This is a genomic window from Ruegeria sp. C8, assembly GCF_056537565.1.
This window is the reverse complement of record NZ_JBQFRV010000003.1, coordinates 196903-221207: the sequence shown is the minus strand read 5'-3', so window position 1 is coordinate 221207 and position 24305 is coordinate 196903. Positions and strand designations below refer to the sequence as shown.

Below are 24305 nucleotides of genomic sequence, written 5' to 3'. Positions count from 1 at the left end.
TTTCAATAATGACTGTTTGAGAAAGCGGTCCTTGATGTAGCAACTTCAAATAAGGCCGGGCAAACGCAACCGGCGATAGTTAAAAATAACATGGGGGGAACTTATGAAGTATAAATCGATTGCCATTGCCGCATCCATCGGGTTGCTGGCCACAGGTGCATTCGCTGAGACGAAGGTCGGTATGATAACTACTCTGTCCGGTGGTGGAGCCGGCTTGGGAATCGATGTGCGCGACGGTTTCATGCTGGGTATCAAGCAATCTGGGCGAGATGATATCGAGGTCGTCGTCGAAGATGATCAACGAAAACCCGACGTTGCCGTACAGCTTGCTGACAAGATGATCCAATCCGAGAAGGTGGATATCCTGACGGGCATTATCTGGTCGAACCTCGCAATGGCGGTTGTTCCGGCGGCAACGGCCCAAGGTAAGTTCTATTTGTCGCCGAACGCGGGGCCGTCGGCGCTGGCCGGTCAGGGCTGTCACGAAAATTACTTCAACGTTGCTTGGCAGAACGACAACCTGCACGAAGCAGCTGGCGCCTATGCCAACACAGCAGGGCATAGCAATAGCTTCATTCTCGCGCCGAACTATCCGGCGGGCAAGGACGCTTTGACTGGGTACAAGCGGTTCTTCCAAGGCGATCTTGCCGGTGAGATTTATACCGAGCTTGGCCAAACGGATTATGCTGCCGAGATTGCTCAAATCCGTGCGTCCGGCGCAGACAGTGTCTTTTTCTTCCTTCCCGGCGGAATGGGGATTTCGTTTCTCAAGCAATACGCAGATAGCGGGGTTGATCTGCCCGTCGTGGGTCCGGCGTTTTCGTTCGATCAGGGCATCCTTCAAGCCGTCGGGCCCGCAGCACTTGGGATTGTGAATACCAGCCAATGGAACAAGGATATCGACAATCCAACAAATGCCGCATTCGTAGAAAGCTTTGTGGCCGAGTACGGGCGGCTTCCGTCTCTTTATGCAAGCCAGGGCTTCGACACGGCACAGTTGATCATTTCGGCGCTCGGATCGGCTGACGTCTCGGATCAAGACGCGTTCAGAGATGCATTGCGTGCGGCCGACTTCGACAGCACGCGTGGCGACTTTGCGTTTGGTCCAAACCACCATCCAATTCAGACTATCTATGCGCGCGAAGTGATTCAGGAAGGGGATGTATTCACCAACCGGATCATTGGTGTGGCGTTGGAAAACCACTCGGACGCCTACGCGGCAGATTGTAAAATGTAATCGGAGGGCCGCCCCCGACTCCGGAGCGGCGGCCCGTTTTTGCTCGAACCGTGACTTTAATCCTTATCGCCGAGCAGATTCTGAACGGAATACAGTTCGGCTTCATGCTCTTTCTCATGGCAGCAGGCCTGACGCTTATCTTCGGCGTGATGGGCCTAATTAATCTTGCGCACGGATCACTCTACATGGTCGGCGCTTTTGCAGCTGCGGCGGCCGCTGCGGCGACGGGGTCCTTCTTGGCGGCTGTTGCGGCCGCCATTGTTGCGGCGGCTATGGCCGGTGTCATCGTTGAATTGGCAGTCATTCGTCGGCTCTATGCCCGCGATCACCTCGAGCAAGTTCTTGCGACTTTTGCGCTGATACTGATTTTCTCTGAGGGTACGCGATGGATCTTCGGTTCATTCCCGCTGTTTCTCGAAATCCCGAGCTATTTGTCCGGTCCCGTTTCATTGCCAGGCGGCATTCAGTATCCGCTATATCGCCTTGTACTCATCCTTGTAGGGCTTTTGGTGGCGGTTGGGCTGTGGTTGCTCATCTCACGGACCCGCGTGGGCATTCAGATTCGTGCCGGAGAAAATGACCGGGAAATGATTGCAGCACTCGGCGTTGATATCGGCAGCTTGTACACGTTTGTCTTCGCGCTCGGAGCGGCGCTCGCCGGATTAGCGGGAGCACTTGTGGGTGCCATCCAATCTGTCCAGATCGGAATGGGTGAGCCGATCCTAATCCTCGCTTTCGTCGTCATAGTGATCGGGGGCATCGGGTCCATTCGGGGGGCGCTTATCGGCAGTTTGCTGGTTGGATTGACCGATACCCTGGGCGGCATCTTTCTGCCGGAACTGTTTAAACTGTTCGTGGCACCAGATGTTGCGACGTCGACAGGGTCGGCATTGGCTTCGATGTCAATTTACGTTCTTATGGCTGGCGTGCTGATCTGGAGACCCACCGGGCTGTTCGGGGCGCGCGCATGATCCCGGAAAAAGCACTAAACGCCATTCTCATGAGCCTGCTTCTTTGTGTGCCGCTTTGGGCTTGGGTCTCGGACGAACCCTTCACAATTACGTTGGCGACCCGCGCGGTCATCTTCGCTCTGGCCGCGGTTGGCCTCAATATCGCGCTAGGGCTAGGAGGGCTCGTGAGCCTCGGGCACGCGGTCTTCTTTGGGATTGGCGGCTATGCGATGGGTATTCTGGCGTTTCACGCTCAGACGTATTCGCTATTGATGGAATGGCCGTTCACGATTTCTGGAACCAAGCTCATGCCTGTGATCTGGTTGGTGGCAATACTGTTTTCAGGTGTTGCCGCCTTTATAATCGGGCTTCTGTCGCTTCGAACTTCCGGCGTGTATTTCATCATGATCACGCTGGCTTTCGGGCAGATGTTTTTTTTCTTTGCAATCAGCTGGCCCGCTTACGGCGGAGAAGACGGCCTTTCCATCTACATTCGAAATTCGTTCCCGGGAATGAACACGCTTGATCCCATACAGTTCTTCGGGATCTGTTTTGCAATTCTGAGCCTAGTCCTTTGGCTAAATGTGCGGCTCGTAAAATCACCCTTTGGGCTTGCTTTAAACGCAGCGCGGCAGAGTCCCGAGCGGGTGGAGGCGGTCGGGCTTGATCCGTTTCGGCTGAGACTGATTGCGTTGGTGATTTCCGGCATGATCTGTGGGCTGGCGGGGGCGCTTTTTGCTGACCTTAATCGCTTCGTCAGTCCGACGATGTTTAGCTGGCAGATGTCAGGTGAACTGATCGTTTTCATAATCCTCGGCGGGCTGGGCCGGACGTTCGGGCCAGTCGCAGGCGCGACTCTGTTCGTCGTACTCGAGCACGCGCTTGGAGGCATTAGCGAATATTTCCTATTCTTTCTTGGATTACTTTTGTTGGCGGTCGTCCTTTTCGCCCGCGGCGGCCTTTACGGCGTCCTCACGGGAAGGTCTGACCGATGATGCGGCCCGTTTTGCAAGTTGAAGGTCTTACTCGACACTTTGGCGCCCTGATTGCAAATGACGACGTGACATTGGACCTGAGGCCCCGCGAAGTTCACGCCGTGATCGGCCCGAACGGGGCAGGTAAATCAACACTTATCGCTCAGATCTGCGGCGGCCTGAAGTCTGACGCAGGCTCGGTTCGCCTTCTGGGCCAGGATATCACCCACGAGACCACGAAAAACCGTGCAAGGCTCGGGCTCGGACGCACCTTCCAGATTTCCGCTCTAGCGTTAGAGGACACCGTCTTGCAAAATGCGATGCTGGGCGCACTTGGGGTCAAAGGCCGACCCTGGCAATTCTTCCTACCCGTTCTTGGCGACAAAAACCTGCGCGATCATGCAGAGAATGCACTGCGTCGCGTGGGCTTGATGGACTTTGCAGACAAGAGAACAGGCGAACTCAGCCATGGTCAGCGCCGCCAACTGGAAGTCGCAGTTGCGCTGACCCTAGAACCAAAGGTGTTCATACTGGACGAGCCAATGGCCGGTTTAAGCGCGGAAGGCACGCAGCTGCTCACGAACCTGCTGAGCGACTTGCGAAATCAGGCCCCGATCCTGCTTGTGGAACACGACATGGATGTCGTCTTCAAATTGGCTGACCGAATAACGGTTCTCGATTACGGGCGTGTGATTGCCTCCGGATCAGTCGAAGATATTCGCAAAAATCCAATAGTTCAGCGCGCCTATCTTGGAGAGAACCTATGAGCCTTCTTTCCATCTCCGGCCTTGTCGCAAGCTATGGCAAAAGCCAAGCCCTCTTTGGCGTTGATCTGACGATCGAAGCGGGCCAAGTCGTCGCCCTTATGGGGCGCAATGGTATGGGCAAGACGACCACCGTTCGCGCTATTTGCAGAATGATCGGAAGCAAAGGCTCGATGGTGTTTGCCGGCACCGACATTCTTAGACTGTCGAGCCACCAAGTGGCAAGGTTGGGCATCGGCCTTGTCCCAGAAGGCCGCCGCGCATTTCGCGATCTAACGGTGCGTGAGAACCTCGTAGCTGTGTCCCGACCTGGCCATTGGGATATAGACAAGGTCGTTGCGCTTTTCCCGCGTCTCAGCGAACGCGCCGATCAGCTTGCGGGCTCATTGTCAGGCGGGGAGCAGCAAATGCTGGTCATTGGGCGGGCGTTGGTTACCAATCCACGCTTGCTCATACTGGATGAGGCCACGGAAGGGCTCGCACCAAATATTAGGCGAGAAATCTGGGTGACAGTGGAGCATCTGAAACGTGAATCTGGTCTTTCAATTCTGGTAATCGACAAATCGCTTAGCGAGTTGCGAGCGGTCTGTGATCGCGCGACAATCCTTGAGCGAGGCAGATCGGTCTGGTCAGGCGCAATTGGCGATCTGGATAGTGAAATCAGCCAGCGGCATCTCGGCGTTTAGTTGGTACAAATGCCCAAGCTTTGACAGCTACCAAGCGTCCACGAAATCGCTTTTGATGGTTCGCCGCAAAATCAGAATAGCTGTCAAATAGCGAACCGCATTGCTTCCGCCTGGATGGAATGGCTGCTGTTTCTGCAGGCTGTGAGTTAGGAGAGACACAAATTCTAGCAACGCAGCGAATGGCCGCTAAGCTGGCTGCGACGCAGTATTCGGTTGCAGTGCTCAAAGTCGGCTCTGGGCCGTTAGTTCAAAATTACGATTTGAACTAGCAACGCTCCGGGCGAGTGGAGGTAATTTTTGTTGGCGAAAAGGTAAGTTAATTGGTCAAAAGGCAAAATATCTCTGTATTTGACAACCTGTTTTATTGGTCGGTGTGAGAGGATTCGAACCTCCGACCCCTGCCTCCCGAAGACCGGTGCAGAGGGCCAAGTTATTGCATTTTAGTCAAAGGAGCCCTGTTTTCCAGGCGTTGTCGCCAATCAAACCAGCCAAGTTCAGGTTCGGCAGGTTCATTGAACCTCAGAGCACTGTCTACATGGTCCGCTAGTTATCGTGGTCTATGTTCAGTGCTAGTTTGTTCTCTACATTATTGCCCAGATCAAGCCCACTTATGCACGGTGAAGAGTTCTGCCGTGGGTCAGTCCATTCACTTTCTCTAGGATAGCGTCTGCGTCAATGCAGTGGTGGCGATACAGATCGCCGATTGTTCCGGTCTGACCAAAGTGCTCGACACCCATTGGAATAGTCTGATGTCCAAGCACTGCCCCCAGCCAGGATAGAGTCGCAGGATGACCATCTATAACGGTGACAAGCTTGCAGTGTGGCGGAAGGTCGGACATCAGGGCTTCGATGTGGGAGCGTGCCGCTTGGTTACCGCGAGAACGCGCTCGTTGAGCAGCGGTCCATCCGGCATTTAGGCGATCTGCAGATGTCACGGCCAATACACCTATGTCGCGACGGCCTTCACCAATCATACCGGCGGCCTTGATTGCCTCCGGCGCGACTGCTCCTTGATAGGCGACTACAACTTCGCAATTGGGCCCGGGTTTTCGTAACCAATAGGCCCCATCTATGGCACCTTGGCGAAACTCGTCGTCGACACGTTTGCCGGGCTGTTCAATCGGGTTGGTGGTCAGGCGCAGGTAGACAGACCCTCCAGTTTCATCGCGCAGCCATGTGCGCTCGTCGGGCTGTCCTTCGCCATCACGCTGCAGGTAGTCGAAGGCCCATTCCATAATCACCGCCAGCTCGTCGGCAAAGGCGGGTTCAAAAGCGGCCAAGCCGTCTTGGCTCATCCCGATGAGCGGTGTTCCAACGGATTGGTGTGCTCCACCTTCTGGCGCGAGCGTGACACCCGATGGTGTGCCAACCAGCATGAAGCGCGCGTCCTGATAGCAAGCGTAATTCAGCGCATCGAGGCCGCGGCTGACAAATGGATCATAGACGGTGCCAATTGGGATCAGCCTCTTACCGAACAGGGAATGCGACAGACCCGCCGCTCCCAGAAGCAACATGAGGTTCATTTCGGCGATACCAAGCTCGATATGCTGCCCCTCCGGCGTGAATTCCCATTTCGCCGTCGAAGGGATCCGGTGTTCTATGAAGGCGTCGGCTTGCTCGGATCGGGCGAACAGTTTGCGCCGGTTCACCCAAGGACCAAGGCTTGTCGTGCCTGTCACATCCGGAGAGGTTGTCACTATACGTGCAGCCAATGGGCTGTCGCCTTTTGATAGATCGTCTAGGATCTTGCCAAACGCCATTTGGGTCGAGATTTCGCGACTGGTGTCGATTTCGATTGGCGGCACGTCCAATTTGTCATCAAAATAGCGGCGCGGACCTTTGGCAAAGAACGGGGTGCTGGCCAGGAAATCTTTGAATGCGTCTGGATCTTGCACCGTCGCGAGCGGCTCCCATTCTTCGCCCTTCGGCACACCCATATGCGACTGCCATGCGACGAACTGGCTGTTGTTCATCAGCCCGCCGTGATTGTCCTTGTGGCCTGCAATAGGGGTGCCCCATCCTTTGACGGTGTAGGCCAGGAAGCATGTCGGGCGATCATGATCGATGGCGGCAAATGTCTGGGCCATGGTCTCGACGCAGTTGCCGCCGAGGTTCTCCATAAGGGCTGCAAGCTCTGCATCCGTCCGCCTTTCAATCAAGGCAGTCACATCCCCCTGATCCCCCAGATCGTCCATGAGACGCTGTCGCCAATTCGCACCACCCATGAAAGTCAAAGCGGAGTAGTCTTGGTTGGGGCAAGCATCAATCCAGTCGCGTAGGCGGTTGCCGCCGGGCTCTTCAAAGGCCGCGCGTTGAAGAACTCCGTATTTTATGCGCACGACATCCCAACTGAATGCATCGAAGGTTTTCTCGATCCGTTCGAACAGTCCTTCTCGGACGATACCGTCCAGAGACTGTCGGTTGTAGTCGATGATCCACCACGTGTTTCGTAGGTCGTTTTTCCAGCCTTCCTGCAACGCCTCATAGACGTTGCCTTCGTCCAGTTCGGCATCGCCAACAAGTGCCACCATACGCCCTATCGGGGCGTATGAACCCCAGCTTTTGGCCTTGATGTAGTCCTGAATGATCGAGGCAAACGAGGTGATCGCGACACCTAAACCCACAGACCCGGTCGAGAAATCAACATCGTCAATGTCCTTGGTCCGGCTTGGATAACTTTGCACACCTCCAAATCCGCGGAAATTCACCATCTTCTCGCGGGTCTGATTGCCCATGAGATACTGCATTGCATGAAACACCGGCGACGCATGGGGTTTGACTGCAACCCGGTCCTCAGGCCGCAAGGCCGAGAAATAAAGCGCGGTCATGATCGACACCATCGAAGCGGACGAAGCCTGATGGCCACCGATCTTGATCCCATCCACCTTTGGTCGGACATGGTTGGCATGGTGGATCATCCAATGAGACAACCACAGCAGGCGCTGTTCAACGATCTTCAGTTGGGTGGGATCAATGTGCATGGTGGTCTCCGGGTTCAGGCGGCGCTGCGGGCAGGGTAGGGCAAAGCTTGCTCCAGGTCTGCAAGGATATCTTCAACATCCTCCAGCCCGACGGACAGGCGGATTAGGCCATCACTGATCCCATGCTCGGCCCGTTCTTCGGGCGTATATGTCGAATGGGTCATCGATGCTGGGTGCTGGATCAGTGTTTCCGCATCGCCCAACGACACCGCACGCTGGATCATATTCAAGCGGTTCATGAATTCAATTCCTCCGGAAAGACCGGATTTGATCTCGAACGCTATCATAGCGCCCGGTTGGGACATCTGTCGCTGCGCCACATCGTGCTGTGCGAAGCTCTCAAGACCGGGGAAATAAACCTCACCAACGGCAGGGTGCGCTTCGAGGAATTTCGCGACGACCTTGGCAGAAACACAATGACGATCCAGACGCAGGTTTAGTGTTTTCAGACCACGCAGGATTAGCATTGCGTTGAAAGGCGCCATTACCGCGCCGGTCATGTCCTTCATCCCAACAAGGCGGATTTCAGCAATCTGTTCAGCGGTTCCTGCAACCAAGCCAGCGACCACGTCTCCATGCCCGCCGAGATACTTGGTGGCGGAGTGTAGAACGATATCTGCGCCGTGCTCGATCGGGCGGGTCAGATACGGGCTGGCATAAGTGTTATCGACGACGACCGTTGCTCCGACCGAATGCGCAATTGCGGCGCTTGCGGCGATGTCCACCAAGCGCATGTTCGGATTGGCCGGGGTTTCGAAATAAACCACGCGAGTCTCTTCAGAAACGGCCGCTTTCAGGTTCTCAGGGTCCGTCATGTCGACATGTGTTATCGTGACCCCCCATTTCGCCAAACCATGACGCATAAAGGCGAAGGTGCAGCCATAGAGCGTTTTGTCTACGATGACTTCGTCACCTGGCGACAGCAGGGTCCAAAGCACTGCCGTGATCGCCCCCATGCCGCTTGAGAGAGCTAGCCCGGCCTCGGCCCCTTCAAGCACGGCAATGCGTTGCTCAAGAAGGTCGCATGTAGGGTTTGAAATACGGCTGTAGATATGACCTTCACGCTCGCCGGCGAACATCTCTCCACCAGCCTCTGCGGTTTCAAAGGTAAACGTGGACGTCAAATGCAGCGGTGGTGTCAGCGCACCGTCATTTTCCAGAGGGTTATAAGCGTGGTGAATGGCACGGGTGGCAAATCCGGTTGGACGAGTCATTAGAAGCTCCTGAATCATGCTGAAGCTAGTTTGCGCCTTTACTTTGGGCTAATGGTTGCGAAATATACCAACATATGTAGCAACATTGGCATATTCTGCTAAGCAAGAGGGTGAAATGGACGCAAAGGACAGGCAGATCATTCGAGCGCTGCAGCGGGACGGGCGCATGACGAACCAGGATCTTGCCGACGAGGTGAACTTGTCTCCCTCACCGTGTTTGCGCCGGGTCAAAAACTTAGAAGCAAACGGAGTAATAAAGGGATACAGCGCTGACGTTGACGCTGCCGCGTATGGGATGGCCATTACCGTCTTCGTGCGTATCAGGTTGGAGCGGCACAACGAAACGGACGTTCAGAATTTCGAAAAGCGCGTTCGGATGATCGATGAAGTTCTTGAATGCCACGTGCTGACCGGGGCAATGGACTACCAATTGCGGGTTTTGGTATCGGATCTCGAGGCCTACGAGGAGTTTATTCGTCACCGAATTCATCCTATCGGTGGGATCGCCTCGATCGATACCAGCTTTGTCTATGGAACGGTAAAGAAGACCGCTGTTTTTCCGCCCGGATAGATGGGCCGCGTTAGAATGGATTGTCTCCGAATGCCTACTTAAACTTTTGTATGCTCCGTTACTCTAAGTGCTCTTTGGATAGCCGGTAGTTAGCGGTGAAGCGTATTGAAAGCTGTACTTTGATTGTATGTTCTGTTGTTCCTTTGGAAGTTCGTATGGCGACTTCAAGAGAGAAGCTTCATTGAACCCTTGAGGCACTTTTCTGCATCTTCTGCAATCGCCCGGCAATCAACGCCAGCAATTCAGGCGTGCCGCCCCTTCGCACCAGTGACGTAGTCGTATAACTTGCAGTTCGTTACGCCCAACTGGGCGGCTCAAAAACTGCTCGGGGGGCCCCGGAGTTGGACAAACTATCAGTCATGCAAGCTTTTCGCCGTATCGTTGAACGCGGCAGCTTTGCTCGTGCGGCGGAAGACCTTGGTGTTTCTCCTGCGCTTCTCAGCAGAGAAATCAAGCTTCTGGAGGAAAGTCTGGGAACCGTCCTTCTGACCAGAACGACCCGATCCATGTCACTGACTGACACCGGCAGCCTTTATTACCAGGATGCAATTGGAATCCTCGATGCGGTTGAAAAAACGGAACAAACCATCAGGGATGGTTCAAAAGCAGTGCGAGGGCACCTTCGGGTGAATGCATCAAGCTCTTTCGGTCAAACCGTTATTGCACCGATGCTGCCCGAGTTTTTGGAAGCCTACCCCGATTTGCGATTTACGCTTTCGATGGACGACAAGGTGATCGATATGGTCGAGGGCGGGTTCGATCTATCGATACGCATCCGCGCTGCCATGCCGGATTCGGCCCTTGTTGCGCGACGGATCGGCGTGATGCGACAACGGATTTTTGCGTCTCCTGACTATTTGGAGCGATGCGGGACGCCGACCCAGCCGGCGGATCTGAATAATCACGCGATGATCGGCTTTTTGCTTGCTGATCATTTGACGAGCTGGAAGCTCTCGGCCGCCAATGGTGTCACAACATTGGAGCTTGATCCACGTGTGAGGGTTGGCAACAGCCTCGTTTTGCGGGATCTGCTGATAGCGGGGCAAGGTATCGGAACTCTGCCCGAGTTCGTCTCTGATGCTCCTGAAGCTAGCGGGGCCTTGGTGAGAGTTCTTCCTGACCATGAACTGCCTGCGCCGGAAGTGTTCGCCGTTACAGCATCTCGCTTGGGAATGGACGCAAAGGTCAAAGCCTTTCTTGATCATCTGCGCCTGGCTCTCAGGTCGTGACATTGTTCAATACAGGTAAATAGTGAAGTCAAAGAGCGCGCCTTAATTGGCGACGTAACAAATTCCATTCTCTCAGGGAAAGTCACAGCCCTGAGAGGTCTCTTATGTCACGTATTCTCGTTCTCTACTACTCAAGCTATGGCCACGTCCGCGCATTGGCCGGTGCCGAGGCTGAAGGCGCCAGAAGTGTTCCCGGCATCGAAGTTGACGTTCGGCGTGTGCCCGAAACTGTCCCTGAAGAAGTCCGCCAAAAGGCCGGCTATGTCGTCGATGATACACCTATTTCCTCGCCGACAGACCTGGAAAGCTATGATGCAATAATTCTGGGAACGCCGACCCGATTTGGCATGATGGCTGGCCAAATGAAGTCCTTCCTTGACCAGGCTGGCGGGCTTTGGGCCAGGAACGCACTGGTTGGTAAAGTCGGGGCGGTCTTTGCTTCAACAGGTTCGCAACACGGTGGGCATGAGGCCACCCTTCTGACAACGCAAGTCCCGCTTCAACACTTTGGGATGCTGATTGCCGGAATGCCCTACACATTTGCTGGCCAGACTACATCAGAAGAAATCATTGGCGGCGCACCATATGGTGCCGGAACGATCGCCGGTGCTGATGGTTCCCGCACGCCGACTGAAACTGACTTGGCCGGAGCGCGGTTCCAGGGCGCTCATGTTGCAAGGATTACAGCGTGCCTCGCTGGATCAAACCTGCAAGCGGAAGCAGCGTAACCTGCGCTGCTCTGACGTTTCACTCAAATTCTCAAACGCCTTAGCCGGGAGACATACCATGTCGCGCTTAACCGATATTCTTCTCACCTCACTCGCCCCAGCGGTATGGGGAAGCACTTATCTGGTAACTACCGAAGCGCTCCCGGCTGGCTATCCGATTACCCTGGCTGCGTTACGAGCTCTGCCGGCTGGCTTGTTGTTGCTTGCAGTGACGCGCTGCGTTCCACCACGCGAATGGCTCGGCCGAACTTTCGTCTTAGGCAGCCTCAATTTCGCTCTGTTCTGGGTGCTCCTCTTCGTTGCTGCGTATAGGTTACCTGGCGGTGTGGCCGCCACCCTAGGATCGTTGCAAGCGATGATCGTGATTTTGATGGCGTGGGGATGGCTGGGAACCCCAATCCGACTTGGTGCACTTGGCGCCGCCGCGACTGGCGCAATGGGTGTGTCTCTGCTGCTGATCGGACCAGCAGCACATCTTGATTGGATTGGTATAGCGGCGGGTTTGGGAGGAGCCGCGTCAATGGCTGCTGGCACAGTTCTCAGTCGTAAATGGCAACCTCCGGTCTCGGCGCTGAGTTTCACAGCGTGGCAATTGACAGCCGGTGGTTTGATACTGCTGCCAGTCGCACTGTTCCTTGAGCCGCCTCTACCTGCGCTCAGCGCGACAAATGTCGCCGGCCTTATTTGGCTCGGGTTGATCGGTGCTGCAGCAACCTATGCTCTTTGGTTTCGCGGCATAGCCCGCCTGGAGCCCAGTGCAGTCTCGATGCTTGGCATTATGAGTCCTGTTACAGCTGTCGTGCTCGGCTGGGTATACTTGGGACAAACGCTTAGCCTCACTCAGTCGATAGGAGCAGCCATAGTTATTGGTTCTGTTGTGGTTGGCCAAAGCGTGAGTCGAAGGGATAATTCGGGTTTGAAAAAATGGAGACGAGCATGCGCGGCATGACACTGGAGGACGCCACGGCCTATTTTGCAACCTCGCGCGAAACCCTGGAAAACGCCTATAGGTCCTACAGTCCAGATGCGCTTACGAACGCAGCGGGAATTATAAATTAGAGGATATTGAGTGCCAATTCAGTAGTTGGTGGATGTCGGTAGTGAACGAACTGAGCACATCTATCGAACGAAACGTTGCGGATATCGTTGTGGCCATTCCTCTGAAAACAACAAAGGCGCCCTTGGGCGCCTTGTTTCATTGGTCGGAGTGAGAGGATTCGAACCTCCGACCCCTGCCTCCCGAAGACAGCCCCGGCCCCTATGTTCACGCTATAACCCCTATATTCCCCTCGTTTGATCACGGTTCAGGGTCCTTCGGATAGGGGGTTTTCGTTACGCGTAACAAAAACTATCTGCCCTTTCTTTCCACAGCTCTAACGGCGGACGCTTGGTGCAACGGGCTATGGTGTCCATAGACCTTCTCAATCGTCTCTGCTGAGGTCGAAAAGAACCCGGCAGCATCCCATGTGCTTGCGCCGTTCATTAGCGCCCATGTAATTGCCGTATGCTTCAAGGTATGGGGCGTGACGTCTTCAAGATCGGCCGCTTTGACTGCATTGCGGAACGAACGCTTAATACTGCCCACGCGCGCGCCTTCGTACTCTACGGCCCATTGCTGGCCATTGGCTTTCCAGCGTCTCAGGTGGGCGGCAAGCTGGCGGGGGATCTTGGCAGGCTTACGGCGTTTCTTGGTCGCTCGCTCTCCGTCGCCCTTTCGGTACATGAGGCCGTGTTCCAGGTCGAACCATCCGCCGAGGGTATTTCTTTCGAAGCCCATGCGCAGGATCGCGTCGCGGCGTGTGCCGGTATATAGGGCAATCAGGATGAAGCGGGCTAGGTGCTGGGTCCTGTCACCCGTCCAAGCGGCCCTGAGCAGCCTTGCGGCCTCCTCGCGGGTCAACCAGCGGTCCTTCGGCTCTGGCTTTGTCGGCAGGGTCACAACCGGCGCTGAGGTTATGTATCCCTCTTTGTGCGCGTAGTTGACTGCGGCCTGAAGCGCTCCGAGTTCCCGTCGCACTGTTCCGTTCGCGCGGTCTCTCCACTTCACATATCGGCGGCATGTTTCACCCCTGATGTGACTCAGCTTTAGCGACCCCCAAAAGGGCAGGAGGGCTTCAATCGCGTATCCTATCCGCTCGGGGTTGGCGACAGTCGGCGCGTGTTCGGATGCGTAGATCCCGAGAACTTCACCACAGGTTACGTTTTCCGGCTCATTTGCAGCACCTGACCGTCCTTTGGTTGCGATGTACGCTGCGAGGGCTTTTTCAGCATCTGCGCGGCTTGTGCAGCCCGTCGAACGGGGTCGCTGTCCGGTGTCGAGGATGTACCACTGCGGGCGGTGTTCGTACTTGTGGAGTCTGGCTCCTTTGCTGGGCCTTGGCATTTTTTGATGAGCCTCCGGTAATCGTTCCTATCGATCCCGTATCCGCGACCGATCTTTATTAAGAAGCCGTGTTCAGCGGCTGCGTTTCGGATTGCTTGCTTGGAAAAACAGCGTAGCTCTTTGGTCGCTTCGTCCAACGATGCAATGTTTGGTATCGTCATTCTGTTCCCTCTGTTGTCCCCGGTGTAGATGCGCGGCCCTTTTCGCTCCGGGGGCTGTAGGTGGGCCGGGGGTGTTCAAAAGAGGCGGGCGACACTCTGGGATGGGTCTGGGACAGCCGCCCGCCAGTTGTGCGAAGGATCAGGTTTTGAGGCAGGCCTTCGCAGGGGAGTACTCATGTGGGCCAGTTGGTGAAGATCAGCACACCAATCATGGCGCATAAGAAGGCCAGGAGTAGGCGGGACAGGACTAGCAGTATGCGTTGATACAGCGATCGCTCATCCCACCCCGTGATCTCGTCGTTGATCCCGTCAAATGGCGTACTGAAGTCTTGAGAGCGCCCCTCGAAGGGAGGAAGAGGGACGCTCTCTTGACCCGACCGAAAGTGGGTTCCGTGAGTTTGAGTGGCCTTTTGCCGGTCGGGCTGCGCGAATTTCGGAGCGAGAGTCATTGCTGCCTACGCTTGTGTTCAGCCTTCCCCAGGAGGATCAGCAGGCAGATCGTGCTGCAGCAGCCGCTCAAGAAGGCGAGGATGATGGGGATCCACATGGCGATCACTCCGCCGCCATAGGGTAGGGGCTGCGGTAGATCGCAACTTCTGCATCGGTGAAGGTCATGTGGCGATAGCGAATGCCACTGGCTTCTGAATAGGACATGGCACAGACGAACACGTCACGCTCATTCTCAGAATTCGCCCAGTCAAGCACCTCGTCAGCGTCATTTGTCAGGGCTGTCGTCGACCAGAAAGGCGCCTGGTCCATCATGCCTGGGATCGGAATGATGCGCTCAAAAACCAAGTACCAAGGTCTCTCTGAAACCGGGCACCGGCTGGTGATGTCGTCTACTTTAATGCGCTCGTGTTTCATGTCGTTCTTCTCAGTCCCTAAGGAGAAAATAGTACATAAAATGTGTACCGACAAGAAAAAAAGTACAAAAAAAATGTACAAACTTGCACCTGGCGTCCTACCAAACCAAAAAGCCCCGCCAGAGCGGGGCTAATTGCGTCATTCATGCGTACTGCTAAGCCATGGCTTTGAGGGACTGAATAACGTTGTTCAGCAATGCCCCATCGAGGTTACCCCGAATATTTCCTATCATCCGAAAGTCGGCTTCTTCGCTGATCGCGAATTCTAACTGAGCCGCCGCGCCTTCAAGCGTCCTTGCTGGAGTTGAACTGATAAGCTCTTCCAGCCTGGTCCGGCGCCGATCGAAAACTTCCGCATCCAGGTCGGAGCCATTGAATGCCTTGACCAGTTGCCGGTGTTCCTCGACCCACTCTGCGTGCGGATCTGTGACTTCACCAACCGCTACGCTGGCGGCGACAGCGGTTGCAAGGGCACGGAGGCTTGCTTTCAGGAGTTGGCGGCGCTTCACGCCGCACCACCTTCCCGAAGAACGTCGACTACACTGGATGGCCACTTGAGTTGCCGGATTGGCACGCCATCGCCGTGACGCTTACCAGTGTCCTGCATGACCGCTCCGATCTCGCGGCCTTTATCGGTCGGTTCGTAGACCAGATTACCCTTGGCGTTGCGGAACGAAATCTGAAATCCTTCATTCTTCAATATCATGTTCACACGCTGAGCGGAGATGCCCTCCATCTGCTTCCCAATGTCGGTCGGCGTCATCAACGCCTCGTTCGTCGGTGCGTCGACATGGGTGATACCCATGGCATCCAGAGGGCTAAAGCCAGTGACCTTGGCGACAGCCTGGCTGGCTGACAGGATCAACTGATTGCCGGACAGGCCAATTTCCTTACCAATAGCAAGGTACTGACGCATCTGAAGCCGGGATTCTCGTTGTTGCTGAATGCGATGCTGCGGCACCGACTTATGTGTCGGCGCTTTCGCCTCATATTTCCCGGTCTTGCGGATTGAAGGCAGGATTACGTCCATAACCAGATTTTCGAACTCCTGTGCCTCTGGCCGGTTGGATCGAATAATGAGGCGGTAGACGTCGCCCTCAGGAATGATCGTGGTTTGTGGGTCCAGATTTGAGGGGTGAACGATTTGTGCACCCCCTATGCGGTTTGTTCGCCGACAGTGATCGCGCACGGCCTTCTGCGGGTTGCTGTAACCGAGTGCTATCGCGACGTCCTTGCCGACGAACCAAGGTTCGCCCTCGATCTCGATCACGCGAACCGTATTGTTTTTAAAGTTGAATGGTACTACATTCATCTCAAGTTTCCTCTTCAGGGTGACTTACATTCCAAAGCCATCGGAGCCGCTAACTCCGGTGGCTTTACTTTTGTGTGATTTGTCCATTCGCTTCCTCCCACCCAGACGCCTTTTTCAGGCAGTAAAGCACCTGCTTACTAAGTGGACGATCATTCTGCGCGGCCTGTACCTTGAGCAGTGTCTTCAAGCTGGCCGGAATTTGGACTGTCATTCTGCTATCATTTGGCTCCATATCTCACCTTTCACGATTATCGTGACACGTGAGATAACATGTCACGAAGTTCGTGACAAGCTGCCTGCTTGACTTTTTTCACGAACATCGTGACATAGGCCCATGGCTGGTCATGATGGATATACTCGATACACTATTCGGATCCCAACTCCGCTCTACGAGCGGCTGAAGGAAGCTGCTGGCGAAAAGTCCGTAAATGCTGAAATTGTTGAGCGCTTGGAGAACAGCATTGAAGTATCACTAAGCTTGGAAGCTGCCCTCGACGAGCTTCAGGACGCCAATGACAGGAACCAACGTTCAATTAAAACGTTTGAAGATGCATCGAAGCAGTACGATGAAGCTATAGGCATATACCAAAGAGCGAACGAGGCTATGGTCAATCTTAACAACCTTACCAGACAGGTCGAAGATGCCGCTAGAGAGATGGGAGTGCCGGAAGAGCTTATACGATCCTTGAGAGACATAACTAAACCCCAGTCCTCCAAGAGCCAGACCTAGACGAATAGCCTCCCCTCGGAACGACGGTCCGAGGATGGGCTAGAGTAAGAAAATCGAAGCGGCGAGGAACTCCGCCGCTTCATTCAAGTCTCGAAAAAGTGTGAGCGCCAAGGAACGATCATCTTTGACAGTCACGTTTGATGGTCAGGGTCTCATATAGCCCTCTGGCAGTGGTCGATCCCACATCTTAGATACAAACTCTTTACCTGTCGCGGGGTCGCAACTCATTTCCAGGATAGATTCCAAAGAACCCATTTTCTTCGGATAACCCACACATGGGTCCATATCTGCCTGTCTTGGTACATTCACAGGCACTGGTGGGATCGTAGGGGTTCTTTCTTTCAGGCCGAGCCCGAAGTTGCATGTCGACCCATTGTCTTTTTTCGGGTTGTTTGACATGGGGCCGTTGCATTTGAAGCTCGGAACAGGCTCACGTAGGCGGTCCCATTGATACGGGGATACCAATACGTGAGTTATCGAGTTTGGCTCCAGGTCAAGCTCAGCGTAGTCGAATACAACTCGAGTTCCACCGAAGAAAGTAGCATCTACTGCTCCAGCAAGCTGAGTTTTATTCAGAAGTTTATCATTTGAATACAGATAGATATCTGCAACGAAGTTATCACCGTCAACTTTTCGGCCATTGCTAAACTCAGCCTTTAGGTCGACGTTTCCAGCGGGGTGCTGGACTACTGTGACTGTGATCACTTGGTGATCTCCGATTGTGTCTGCGCGCCACCAAACGCGCGACGACGCCTCTGCTAGTTGTGGCAAAGTGAGAGCGCCAATGACAGCGACGGTCGAAAAAAAGTTCTTCAACATCTTCATTCTCCCTTTTGAGTGCCGATAGCGGCGGTTGTCTTATTGACGTTGTAAGGGGCGAGGGAGGGTTCAATGAATCGTGGCGAAAATATGGCAAAGGCTTAATGTTCTGTTCTAAATTAGCAACACTTGCGTACTGCCGGCATTGCTTCACCTGACTGGCGAGCACTAGAAAACACTAAATCTACATCTAGGAAACAAAGCCCAAAATCGTAGAGAATCACAACATCTGGTGTCCCAGGTGGCGCTATTGTCGTGCCTGAACCCGAGTGTCACAACATCTCGCGACTAGATGTTCTTTAAATGTTCTTGTATGGGTTAGTTGCAATGTGAGAGTTGACCGACTCGGATTCTTCCTTGAGCGCCTTTCACGATCCCCTTCCCGTTTTGACGGGTTTTGCTGCCAATAATTAGAACAATAAGGGGATTATATGACTCGTTTTGAGAGACTGGTTGGTGCTGTCATCTTCAAAATCGGATCTTTGCTTGTGAGGTTTGGGGTGAACCTCAATTGGGTGTTTGATCCGCTTTACTGTCTAAAGCAGACAGTTCGGCGAACAAGCGATCCTGGACGTCCAGCGGAAGCTGAACAAACTCACCAACAATCAGAAAATTGAAATCAATCCGGTGCTCGCGGTGCAGAAACAGCATCATGTCCCGGCTTGGAAAGGATCTCGCGTTTTCAGCGTTGTTGACGGCTGCTTTCCCTTTACCAACAGCCTCGCCAAATTTTTGCTGGCTGAGACCGATAGATTCCCGCGCAGCACACAAGCGCAGTCCAGCTGCTTGCACAGATGAGTCTCGTGTACGGGCAAGCCGTTCTTTTTCTTCAAAAGTCATAACTCATTCTTGTCTAAAGTACATAAAATGTGAACGTATTCGATTTATGCATCTTGAGAGTACATAAATAATGTACTATGTTCGTCGTCATGATGACGGTTGAAAAAATCTGTGATGAGGTTGGGCGCAAGAAGCTTGCGAACGCCCTCAACGTTACCAAGTCGGCGATAACCAACGCCATATCCGCCGGGAAGTTTTCTCCCCGGTGGTATCGTGTTGTGTCCGCATTGTGTGCCGACAAAGGCATATCGTGTCCTGACGCACTGTTTGGGTTCATTCAGCCTGAGAGAAAAGAAACGGAGGCAGGGCAGTGACCTCCGCTCAAATGCTTTCGTTCTCAAGTCAATCAACAACATGCCAAGCAATTTGGGCTGAGCCCGAACAGATTGCACGGCAAATCAAAAAGGTTCTTTTGCCGTGAGGAACGTTCGACCCGGTTCAATTCAGGAAACCACACGAAAAGCTATCAGCGCTCATGGCGGTCTTGAGGCGGCTAGCGTTGATCTCAGCCTTTCGCCGTCAAATCTATCGCGTGCGTCCAGCTGCGAAGACGATCGCCCTGGTGGCCTTGGCATCAAATACCTGGATGCGCTTGGACGGATCACACCGGCTTCGGCCGAGCCTGTCGCTATTCACTTCGCACGTCTCGCGGGTGGCGTCTACCAGCCGCTTCCGAACGACGGTGTTCTGTTGTCGGACGTAAATACGCTCATGCGTGAGTTCTCGGACGTACTTGATCACCACGCCAAAGCGCACTCCGATCGGTCTGAAAACCCGGCGGACTACACGCCGAAGGAAGCGCAGGAGACGATCAAAGAAGTCGACGAGATGGTACAGGCGGCGCTCAAGTACCGCGCGGCACTGGTCGTCAAAGCGGAGGGCTGCGCATGACCGACCAAACTCCAATCAAGGTCGTCTTTGTACCTCGTGAACGTGACGAAGAAGTCCTGCACTGGCTGCAGCTGCACGACGAGGGCCACAGCTTCGGCAAAATCGCAAAGATGCACGGTGTTGGCTCTGGCTCCGTATCCCGGCTCCTGAACAAGATCCGGGCTGAAGATGCGGCTGCGCATGGGGAGGCGTTGGTATGACCACTTTCACCATCCCCGGCAAACCGTTCGCCAAGCAACGCCCGCGGTTTTCTCGCAAGTCAGGTCGCAGCCATACGCCCAGCCAGACTGTCAGCTTCGAGCGTCAAGTTGGGCAGATTGCTTTGCCGCATTTTCCGCAGCCCATCGAAGGGCCAGTGCGGGTCATTGTGGCGGCCACATTCGAACCCGCCAAGTCCTGGTCAAAGAAGAAAACAGCCGAGCATCTAAACCGGCCGCACACGCAAAAACCGGACGCTGACAACGTCGTCAAAGCCATTTTGGACGGCCTGAACCGCATTGCCTTTGCCGATGACAGCCAGGTCGCGGAACAAACGGTTGTTAAGTTTTGGGGCCCACACGCCCGCACTGTCGTGACGGTGGAGGCGATGGGATGAACGGATTCAAAAAGCACAACATCAATCACTTGTCGGCGTCCAGCTTGAATCTTTGGGTCAACGCGCCTGATGTGTGGGTCGCCAAGTATTTGCATGGCCACAAGCAAGCATTTGGACCGGCACCGCGCCGCGGCCAATGTGTTGAAACCGCTGTTCACATGGCCCTGACGGGCACACCTCTGCCAGATGCAATCCAAATCGCTGAAAATAAGTTCGATCAGACGTTCATCCTCGGTGATGAAGCGACTTCTAGAGAGCGCTCGTTGATCGCACCAATGGCTGAATTGGCGTTCGCTGAATTGGCTCAGTATGGCGCGCCCGAGAGTGGCGGAGATGCCCAGCACAAGATCAGTATCACCGCCAAGGGCGATGGCTGGGAAATTCCAGTCATAGGCTTTCTGGACTTCACTTTTCCCATGCATGGCTTGGTGATCGATCTAAAAACAACAACGCGAATCCCGTCGAAGATGTCATCAGACCATCAGCTGCAGCGCGCCATTTACGCCAAGGCCGTTGGCAACTCGGCGGTGAAGTTTCTCTACGCCAGCGCAAAGAAGACTGCGCTTCTAGAAGATGGTGATCCGGATACTGTTCTGCGTTCAGCAAAGGCGCAGATCACTCGGCTTGAGCGCTTTTTAGCCCTGCATAGCGCCGATGATGCGCTGGCATGCGTTCCACACAATCCAAGTTCTTTCTACTGGCGCGGCGATGAGGTCGCGCGTTCCGAAATGTTCGGCACCTAGGTCGCCACATCCGCGCGGCACGGTATGCCGCATTCCAATGCCCCGATATGGGCAAATCGACAAAGGAAAAACTTATGGCTTTTGATCTTGATACTGGCAGCACCGGCGGGGAAGGGCCCTGGCTTTCGTGGTCCGCGCGCGGCACGCAAGACGGCACCATCCCAGCGCAGTCATTCTACATTCGTGATGACAGCAATAAGTCCACTTTCGACTTCTCGACCGGTGTTGTGATGGACATCCACAACATGAAAACAGGTTGGCAGAAATCGGACGGCATTCAGGGCGTTGCCCCCGACTGGAAGTGGAATGCAAGCGTTTCGCAGATGATGCCTCAGCCCGGCGATGACTACAAAAAGGGCTTTGAAATCCGGTGCGCTGTTGGCGATGGCGCCACGGCCACATGGCAGCAGGCGGGTGCTGCTGTGTGGGGCGCACTGACCGCACTCGCTCCGCAATTACAGCAGGGTCCAGAAGGCAAACTGCCGTTGGTACAGCTAACCGGGGCAAAGCCCGTGCAGTTCAAGCGTGGCAGCACTGTAGAGCCCATTCTAACCGTCGCGCAGTGGGTCGATCGTCCAGATTGCCTGAAAGAGGGCGCGGCAGCTGGCATTGCGTCTGAAGCCGCGCCACAGCCTGCTCAACAGCCGGAACCGGCACCGCAGCCTGCCGCACAGGCCGCAGTACCGGCTGACGTGTCGTTCTAATCCCTCAAAACAACGCGTCTCGGCCCAAAAGGGCCGGGGCCAACAAAGCATGAATTGCAGGGGCGCGGAAAGTGGTGGCAGTGACAATTACAACGCCGGAAGAACAAGAAATCCGCCGTGACCTTGAGTACATGGTCGCGCGTTGGGGCGAACTTCCTGAAGCCGCTGTCTTTGAAGTGAGAGCATTTAAGGAGGGCGCCTCACCTCAGATTTCGAAGTATTCACCTGATTGGATTGATGAAGCCGTCGATTGGATCGTTGATCTGAACGAGATGGGCTACAACATATACGTCGTTCGAAATCCAATCCGTCAGGACGTCACAGGCAGCGCAACAGACGCGGATATCATCGCCAGTTTCTTTCTGTGGGCTGATTGTGACGACGAAGCCAGCGCTGGCAATGTTTATCGCTTCGATGGGCCTAAATGGACATCTGCCGTCACCACAGGCCGCACGCCTTCAGTGCGTGTGCATACCTATTGGGAACTAAGAGAGCCTTGCCTGGATATGGCCGAGTGGCGGCGCATGCAGGAAACCATCGCTGCTCATTTCAGATCTGACAGCAGCGTCGTGAATCCATCCCGGATCATGCGCGTTGGTGGCACCGTCAGCTATCCGGCCAAGCACAAGCTGGAACGTGGCTACATCAAAGAAGTCACGACGATCCGCACCGAGTACGATGACGGCCGAGCGCCCGTGAGTATGGAACAGATGATCCGTGTGTTTGGGGCTAAAGCGTCCACATCGATCTCATCGATGCCGCCGATCGACACCGGGCCACAGCCTTTGGATAGGGCCCTGGCGGCGGCCAATATTCTGGCTGGTTCAGATTGGCGGGAAAACCTCAAGAAGCTGGTTGCAAGCTATGTCGCCCGCGGATGGACAGACAGCGAGATATCAGATCGTTGTTCTGCGTTCACATTGCCTGGATGGACGCCAGATCAAACGCGCCAAGACGTGCTTGGCTTTATCAAGTGGACCCGTGAGCAGGAGGCAAAAAACGGCGGTCAGTACGCTGTAAGCCCGGAATTGAAATCACAGTCTGACACTTCAAAGATCATCCAGGATTTCAAGATCAAGACGTCAGATGAGTTTCTCGCCGATCTGGAGCCGCTGGAGTATCTGATCGACGGGATCTTGCCGACTGGAGTTGTCTACAGCCTCACAGGCTACCCAGGCCACGGCAAAACCACTCTAGCCATCCAGGTCGGGCTTTCTGTCGCCTTGGGCGGTGATTTCGTTGAGAGGCGTGTTGAGGGCGGCGACGTACTCTTTCTGGCTGGTGAAAACCCATACAACCTCAAATGGCAATACGCTGCCGCATTAGCGGCGCGAGACATAACAACGGCGGATCGCCTGCACTTTGTCGAAGGCCACTTTTCAATCTCCGCAATGATTGAAACGCTTAAGGCTAAAATGGCTGAACTGCCAAACCTGAAGCTCATTATCATCGACAGTTTACAGGCCTTTTTTGAGGGAGATGACGACAACGCCAACATCAAGATGGTTGAGGCCGCACGGCGGTTTCGAGAGGTTGGTGACATAGGCAGTAGGCCCGCCGTTTTGGTCATCGCTCACCCCGCCGGGAAGGAGCCAAAGCGCGATAATCTTGTGCCGCGCGGCGGCGGTGCGTTCCTCGCAGAAATCGATGGCAACCTGACCGTTTGGGGTCACGGTGAGGACATGCAAACCCTGCATCACAGCCCGAAGTTTAGGGGGGCAGGCTTTGAGCCAATTGACTTTGTGATGGCCACTCACGAGTTTTCTCACCTTACCGATACAAACGGCACGCCACTGCGCCTCAAGGTCAGCAGGCAAGCTATGCAGATCGAGCAGGCTACACGCGCTGACAGGCGCAACAGCAGCCTGCGGAACGTTCTCATGGAGCTGTCCGGGCAACCCCGGCTATCACTGCGCGAGCTATCAAGCAGAACCGGAATACCGAAGTCTACGGTCTCTAATCTGATCAATGAGGCGAAGGAAGAGAAGCTTATTCGCCGCCACGCCAAGGGCTGGAAACTCACTGACGGCGGGGAGGAATACCTTGATGTTTGATCAGTTTCTAGCGCCCGAAATCAGGTGTCCAAGAACGGAAAAACGTCTTGGACAGTTTGATGCGTTTTGGGCCGGTTTTTGGCTGGACAAAAGCTGGACAAAAGCTGGACAGCAACTTGGACAGTTTTGCGTCAAACATAAGAAATATAACGAAAAAGAGCAGGTGTCCGAAACTGTCCAGATGGAAATGAAAATCGCAGGTGTCCAGAACCAGTGTCCAAGGGGGGTTTCTTATAACCCCCTGACTGGGACACGCTGGACAGTTTTCAGACGGATCTTCAACAAGGAGCTTATCGGATGACAAAAGCAAAACGCCCCCGTCGCCAACGCAAAGGCGACCGGCTGCTCAACATCGATGCTCGAAAAGCAGAGGTCATGGTCGACCACGCCGTTGCTGGCTTTGATCGCGTGGCATCAGAGACCGAGCGCAAATGGGGATATGATCGGCTGCCTGAGTTGGTATCGCCGGATCTGGCCGCCAAGTACGGCGGCGCCATTGCCTATCTGAATGAGGCAATCCGCGAGAACGACCCGACAAAGGCTGCTGCTGCCGCATCGAACTGCATCAAGGGCATCCGGGCAATGGAGGCGGAGGCAATAGCTGCAGGGCACCGCTCTCCTGAATGCGTGGCGCACTATGAACTGGATGGCTTCTCATTCAGGCTCATAGCCGATGCCTCGGATTCATCAACGTTGCCCAAAGATGGAATTCAGGCATTCACGCTGCGAGAAGTTGCAATAGCGCTTAGGGCTCAGATTGCAGGTCCGATGGTGGCAGAGGCAAAGAAGCACTTTCCGCGTGCTGAAGTCATCGGCATCAAACAGCGCCAACCCGTCGATTGGAAAGCGGGCGGCGATCCTATCCCCTTTTAGGTC

At 54.7% G+C, this 24305-nt stretch carries 26 protein-coding genes; 18 read left to right on the top strand and 8 right to left on the bottom strand.

What is annotated here, in order from left to right:
* Positions 1 to 103: 103 nt before the first annotated feature.
* The 5 genes from ACR0KL_RS06500 to ACR0KL_RS06480 are packed head-to-tail and all read left to right on the top strand — an operon-like array spanning position 104 to position 4611.
* Positions 104 to 1237: an ABC transporter substrate-binding protein gene (locus ACR0KL_RS06500; RefSeq protein WP_170679816.1), complete on the top strand. Its 1134-nt coding sequence runs from the start codon at positions 104 to 106 to the stop codon at positions 1235 to 1237.
* 50 nt (positions 1238 to 1287) lie between these two features.
* The gene (locus ACR0KL_RS06495; protein ID WP_170679818.1) at positions 1288 to 2208 is read left to right on the top strand and encodes a branched-chain amino acid ABC transporter permease; all 921 of its coding nucleotides are present in this window, start codon (positions 1288 to 1290) and stop codon (positions 2206 to 2208) included.
* The gene (locus tag ACR0KL_RS06490; protein ID WP_170679820.1) at positions 2205 to 3182 is read left to right on the top strand and encodes a branched-chain amino acid ABC transporter permease; all 978 of its coding nucleotides are present in this window, start codon (positions 2205 to 2207) and stop codon (positions 3180 to 3182) included. Before ACR0KL_RS06495 ends, ACR0KL_RS06490 begins: the two co-directional genes overlap by 4 nt.
* Positions 3179 to 3928, top strand: a complete 750-nt coding sequence (locus ACR0KL_RS06485) for an ABC transporter ATP-binding protein (protein ID WP_170679822.1) — start codon at positions 3179 to 3181, stop codon at positions 3926 to 3928. The genes ACR0KL_RS06490 and ACR0KL_RS06485 overlap by 4 nt, the downstream gene beginning before the upstream one ends.
* Positions 3925 to 4611, top strand: a complete 687-nt coding sequence (locus ACR0KL_RS06480; protein WP_170679824.1) for a branched-chain amino acid ABC transporter ATP-binding protein — start codon at positions 3925 to 3927, stop codon at positions 4609 to 4611. Before ACR0KL_RS06485 ends, ACR0KL_RS06480 begins: the two co-directional genes overlap by 4 nt.
* A 608-nt stretch (positions 4612 to 5219) precedes the next feature.
* Here ACR0KL_RS06480 and ACR0KL_RS06475 read toward each other — a convergent pair.
* Together ACR0KL_RS06475 and ACR0KL_RS06470 are read right to left on the bottom strand one after the other, a co-directional pair.
* Entirely contained in the window at positions 5220 to 7592 is a 2373-nt protein-coding gene (locus tag ACR0KL_RS06475) for a transketolase (protein WP_170679825.1), read from the bottom strand.
* A 14-nt stretch (positions 7593 to 7606) separates the two neighbouring features.
* Positions 7607 to 8806, bottom strand: a complete 1200-nt coding sequence (locus tag ACR0KL_RS06470; RefSeq protein ID WP_170679827.1) for a methionine gamma-lyase — start codon at positions 8804 to 8806, stop codon at positions 7607 to 7609.
* A 115-nt stretch (positions 8807 to 8921) separates the two neighbouring features.
* Between ACR0KL_RS06470 and ACR0KL_RS06465 the strand changes: the two genes are divergently transcribed.
* From ACR0KL_RS06465 to ACR0KL_RS06450, 4 genes are all read left to right on the top strand, one after another.
* Positions 8922 to 9377 (top strand): Lrp/AsnC family transcriptional regulator, encoded by a 456-nt coding sequence (locus ACR0KL_RS06465; protein ID WP_170554944.1) that lies wholly within the window; start codon positions 8922 to 8924, stop codon positions 9375 to 9377.
* A gap of 341 nt (positions 9378 to 9718) precedes the next feature.
* Positions 9719 to 10606: a LysR family transcriptional regulator gene (locus ACR0KL_RS06460; RefSeq protein WP_170554946.1), complete on the top strand. Its 888-nt coding sequence runs from the start codon at positions 9719 to 9721 to the stop codon at positions 10604 to 10606.
* Positions 10607 to 10710: 104 nt separating this feature from the next.
* On the top strand, positions 10711 to 11334 hold the full coding sequence (gene wrbA, locus ACR0KL_RS06455) for an NAD(P)H:quinone oxidoreductase (protein ID WP_170377257.1): 624 nt from the start codon (positions 10711 to 10713) through the stop codon (positions 11332 to 11334).
* A 58-nt stretch (positions 11335 to 11392) separates the two neighbouring features.
* Positions 11393 to 12283 carry a DMT family transporter gene (locus ACR0KL_RS06450; protein WP_170679828.1) on the top strand — a complete coding sequence of 297 codons (891 nt, stop codon included), beginning with the start codon at positions 11393 to 11395 and terminating at the stop codon, positions 12281 to 12283.
* A 399-nt stretch (positions 12284 to 12682) separates the two neighbouring features.
* On the opposite strand, the gene ACR0KL_RS06445 is transcribed toward ACR0KL_RS06450, so the two are convergent.
* The 4 genes from ACR0KL_RS06445 to ACR0KL_RS06430 all read right to left on the bottom strand — a co-directional run bounded on the left by ACR0KL_RS06445 (position 12683) and on the right by ACR0KL_RS06430 (position 16053).
* Positions 12683 to 13717: a tyrosine-type recombinase/integrase gene (locus tag ACR0KL_RS06445; RefSeq protein WP_480776793.1), complete on the bottom strand. Its 1035-nt coding sequence runs from the start codon at positions 13715 to 13717 to the stop codon at positions 12683 to 12685.
* Positions 13718 to 14430: 713 nt separating this feature from the next.
* A complete protein-coding gene (locus ACR0KL_RS06440; RefSeq protein WP_480776792.1) occupies positions 14431 to 14742 on the bottom strand; it encodes a hypothetical protein in 312 nt (103 codons plus the stop codon).
* Between the two features lie 154 nt (positions 14743 to 14896).
* Positions 14897 to 15250 carry a hypothetical protein gene (locus tag ACR0KL_RS06435; RefSeq protein WP_480776791.1) on the bottom strand — a complete coding sequence of 118 codons (354 nt, stop codon included), beginning with the start codon at positions 15248 to 15250 and terminating at the stop codon, positions 14897 to 14899.
* Positions 15247 to 16053: a BRO-N domain-containing protein gene (locus ACR0KL_RS06430; RefSeq protein WP_480776790.1), complete on the bottom strand. Its 807-nt coding sequence runs from the start codon at positions 16051 to 16053 to the stop codon at positions 15247 to 15249. Before ACR0KL_RS06430 ends, ACR0KL_RS06435 begins: the two co-directional genes overlap by 4 nt.
* Before the next feature lie 334 nt (positions 16054 to 16387).
* On the opposite strand from ACR0KL_RS06430, the gene ACR0KL_RS06425 reads away from it, so the two are divergent.
* The gene (locus ACR0KL_RS06425) at positions 16388 to 16783 is read left to right on the top strand and encodes a hypothetical protein (protein ID WP_480776789.1); all 396 of its coding nucleotides are present in this window, start codon (positions 16388 to 16390) and stop codon (positions 16781 to 16783) included.
* Between the two features lie 144 nt (positions 16784 to 16927).
* Here the strand turns inward: ACR0KL_RS06425 and ACR0KL_RS06420 are convergent, their stop codons facing one another.
* Entirely contained in the window at positions 16928 to 17602 is a 675-nt protein-coding gene (locus ACR0KL_RS06420) for a hypothetical protein (RefSeq protein ID WP_480776788.1), read from the bottom strand.
* Positions 17603 to 18109: 507 nt separating this feature from the next.
* Positions 18110 to 18442, bottom strand: coding sequence for a helix-turn-helix domain-containing protein (locus ACR0KL_RS06415; RefSeq protein ID WP_480776787.1), 333 nt, complete (start codon positions 18440 to 18442; stop codon positions 18110 to 18112).
* A 417-nt stretch (positions 18443 to 18859) separates the two neighbouring features.
* Between ACR0KL_RS06415 and ACR0KL_RS06410 the strand changes: the two genes are divergently transcribed.
* The 8 genes from ACR0KL_RS06410 to ACR0KL_RS06375 all read left to right on the top strand — a co-directional run bounded on the left by ACR0KL_RS06410 (position 18860) and on the right by ACR0KL_RS06375 (position 24302).
* The gene (locus ACR0KL_RS06410) at positions 18860 to 19333 is read left to right on the top strand and encodes a hypothetical protein (protein WP_480776786.1); all 474 of its coding nucleotides are present in this window, start codon (positions 18860 to 18862) and stop codon (positions 19331 to 19333) included.
* A complete protein-coding gene (locus tag ACR0KL_RS06405; RefSeq protein WP_480776785.1) occupies positions 19330 to 19533 on the top strand; it encodes a helix-turn-helix domain-containing protein in 204 nt (67 codons plus the stop codon). Before ACR0KL_RS06410 ends, ACR0KL_RS06405 begins: the two co-directional genes overlap by 4 nt.
* Positions 19530 to 19928, top strand: a complete 399-nt coding sequence (locus ACR0KL_RS06400; RefSeq protein ID WP_480776784.1) for a RusA family crossover junction endodeoxyribonuclease — start codon at positions 19530 to 19532, stop codon at positions 19926 to 19928. Before ACR0KL_RS06405 ends, ACR0KL_RS06400 begins: the two co-directional genes overlap by 4 nt.
* On the top strand, positions 19925 to 20671 hold the full coding sequence (locus ACR0KL_RS06395) for a hypothetical protein (protein WP_480776783.1): 747 nt from the start codon (positions 19925 to 19927) through the stop codon (positions 20669 to 20671). The genes ACR0KL_RS06400 and ACR0KL_RS06395 overlap by 4 nt, the downstream gene beginning before the upstream one ends.
* A gap of 74 nt (positions 20672 to 20745) precedes the next feature.
* Complete coding sequence (locus tag ACR0KL_RS06390; RefSeq protein WP_480776782.1) at positions 20746 to 21375, top strand: hypothetical protein; 630 nt, start codon at positions 20746 to 20748, stop codon at positions 21373 to 21375.
* Between the two features lie 71 nt (positions 21376 to 21446).
* Entirely contained in the window at positions 21447 to 23429 is a 1983-nt protein-coding gene (locus tag ACR0KL_RS06385; RefSeq protein ID WP_480776781.1) for an AAA family ATPase, read from the top strand.
* Entirely contained in the window at positions 23422 to 23730 is a 309-nt protein-coding gene (locus ACR0KL_RS06380; protein ID WP_480776780.1) for a hypothetical protein, read from the top strand. Before ACR0KL_RS06385 ends, ACR0KL_RS06380 begins: the two co-directional genes overlap by 8 nt.
* Positions 23727 to 24302: a hypothetical protein gene (locus tag ACR0KL_RS06375; RefSeq protein ID WP_480776779.1), complete on the top strand. Its 576-nt coding sequence runs from the start codon at positions 23727 to 23729 to the stop codon at positions 24300 to 24302. The genes ACR0KL_RS06380 and ACR0KL_RS06375 overlap by 4 nt, the downstream gene beginning before the upstream one ends.
* Positions 24303 to 24305 lie beyond the last annotated feature (3 nt).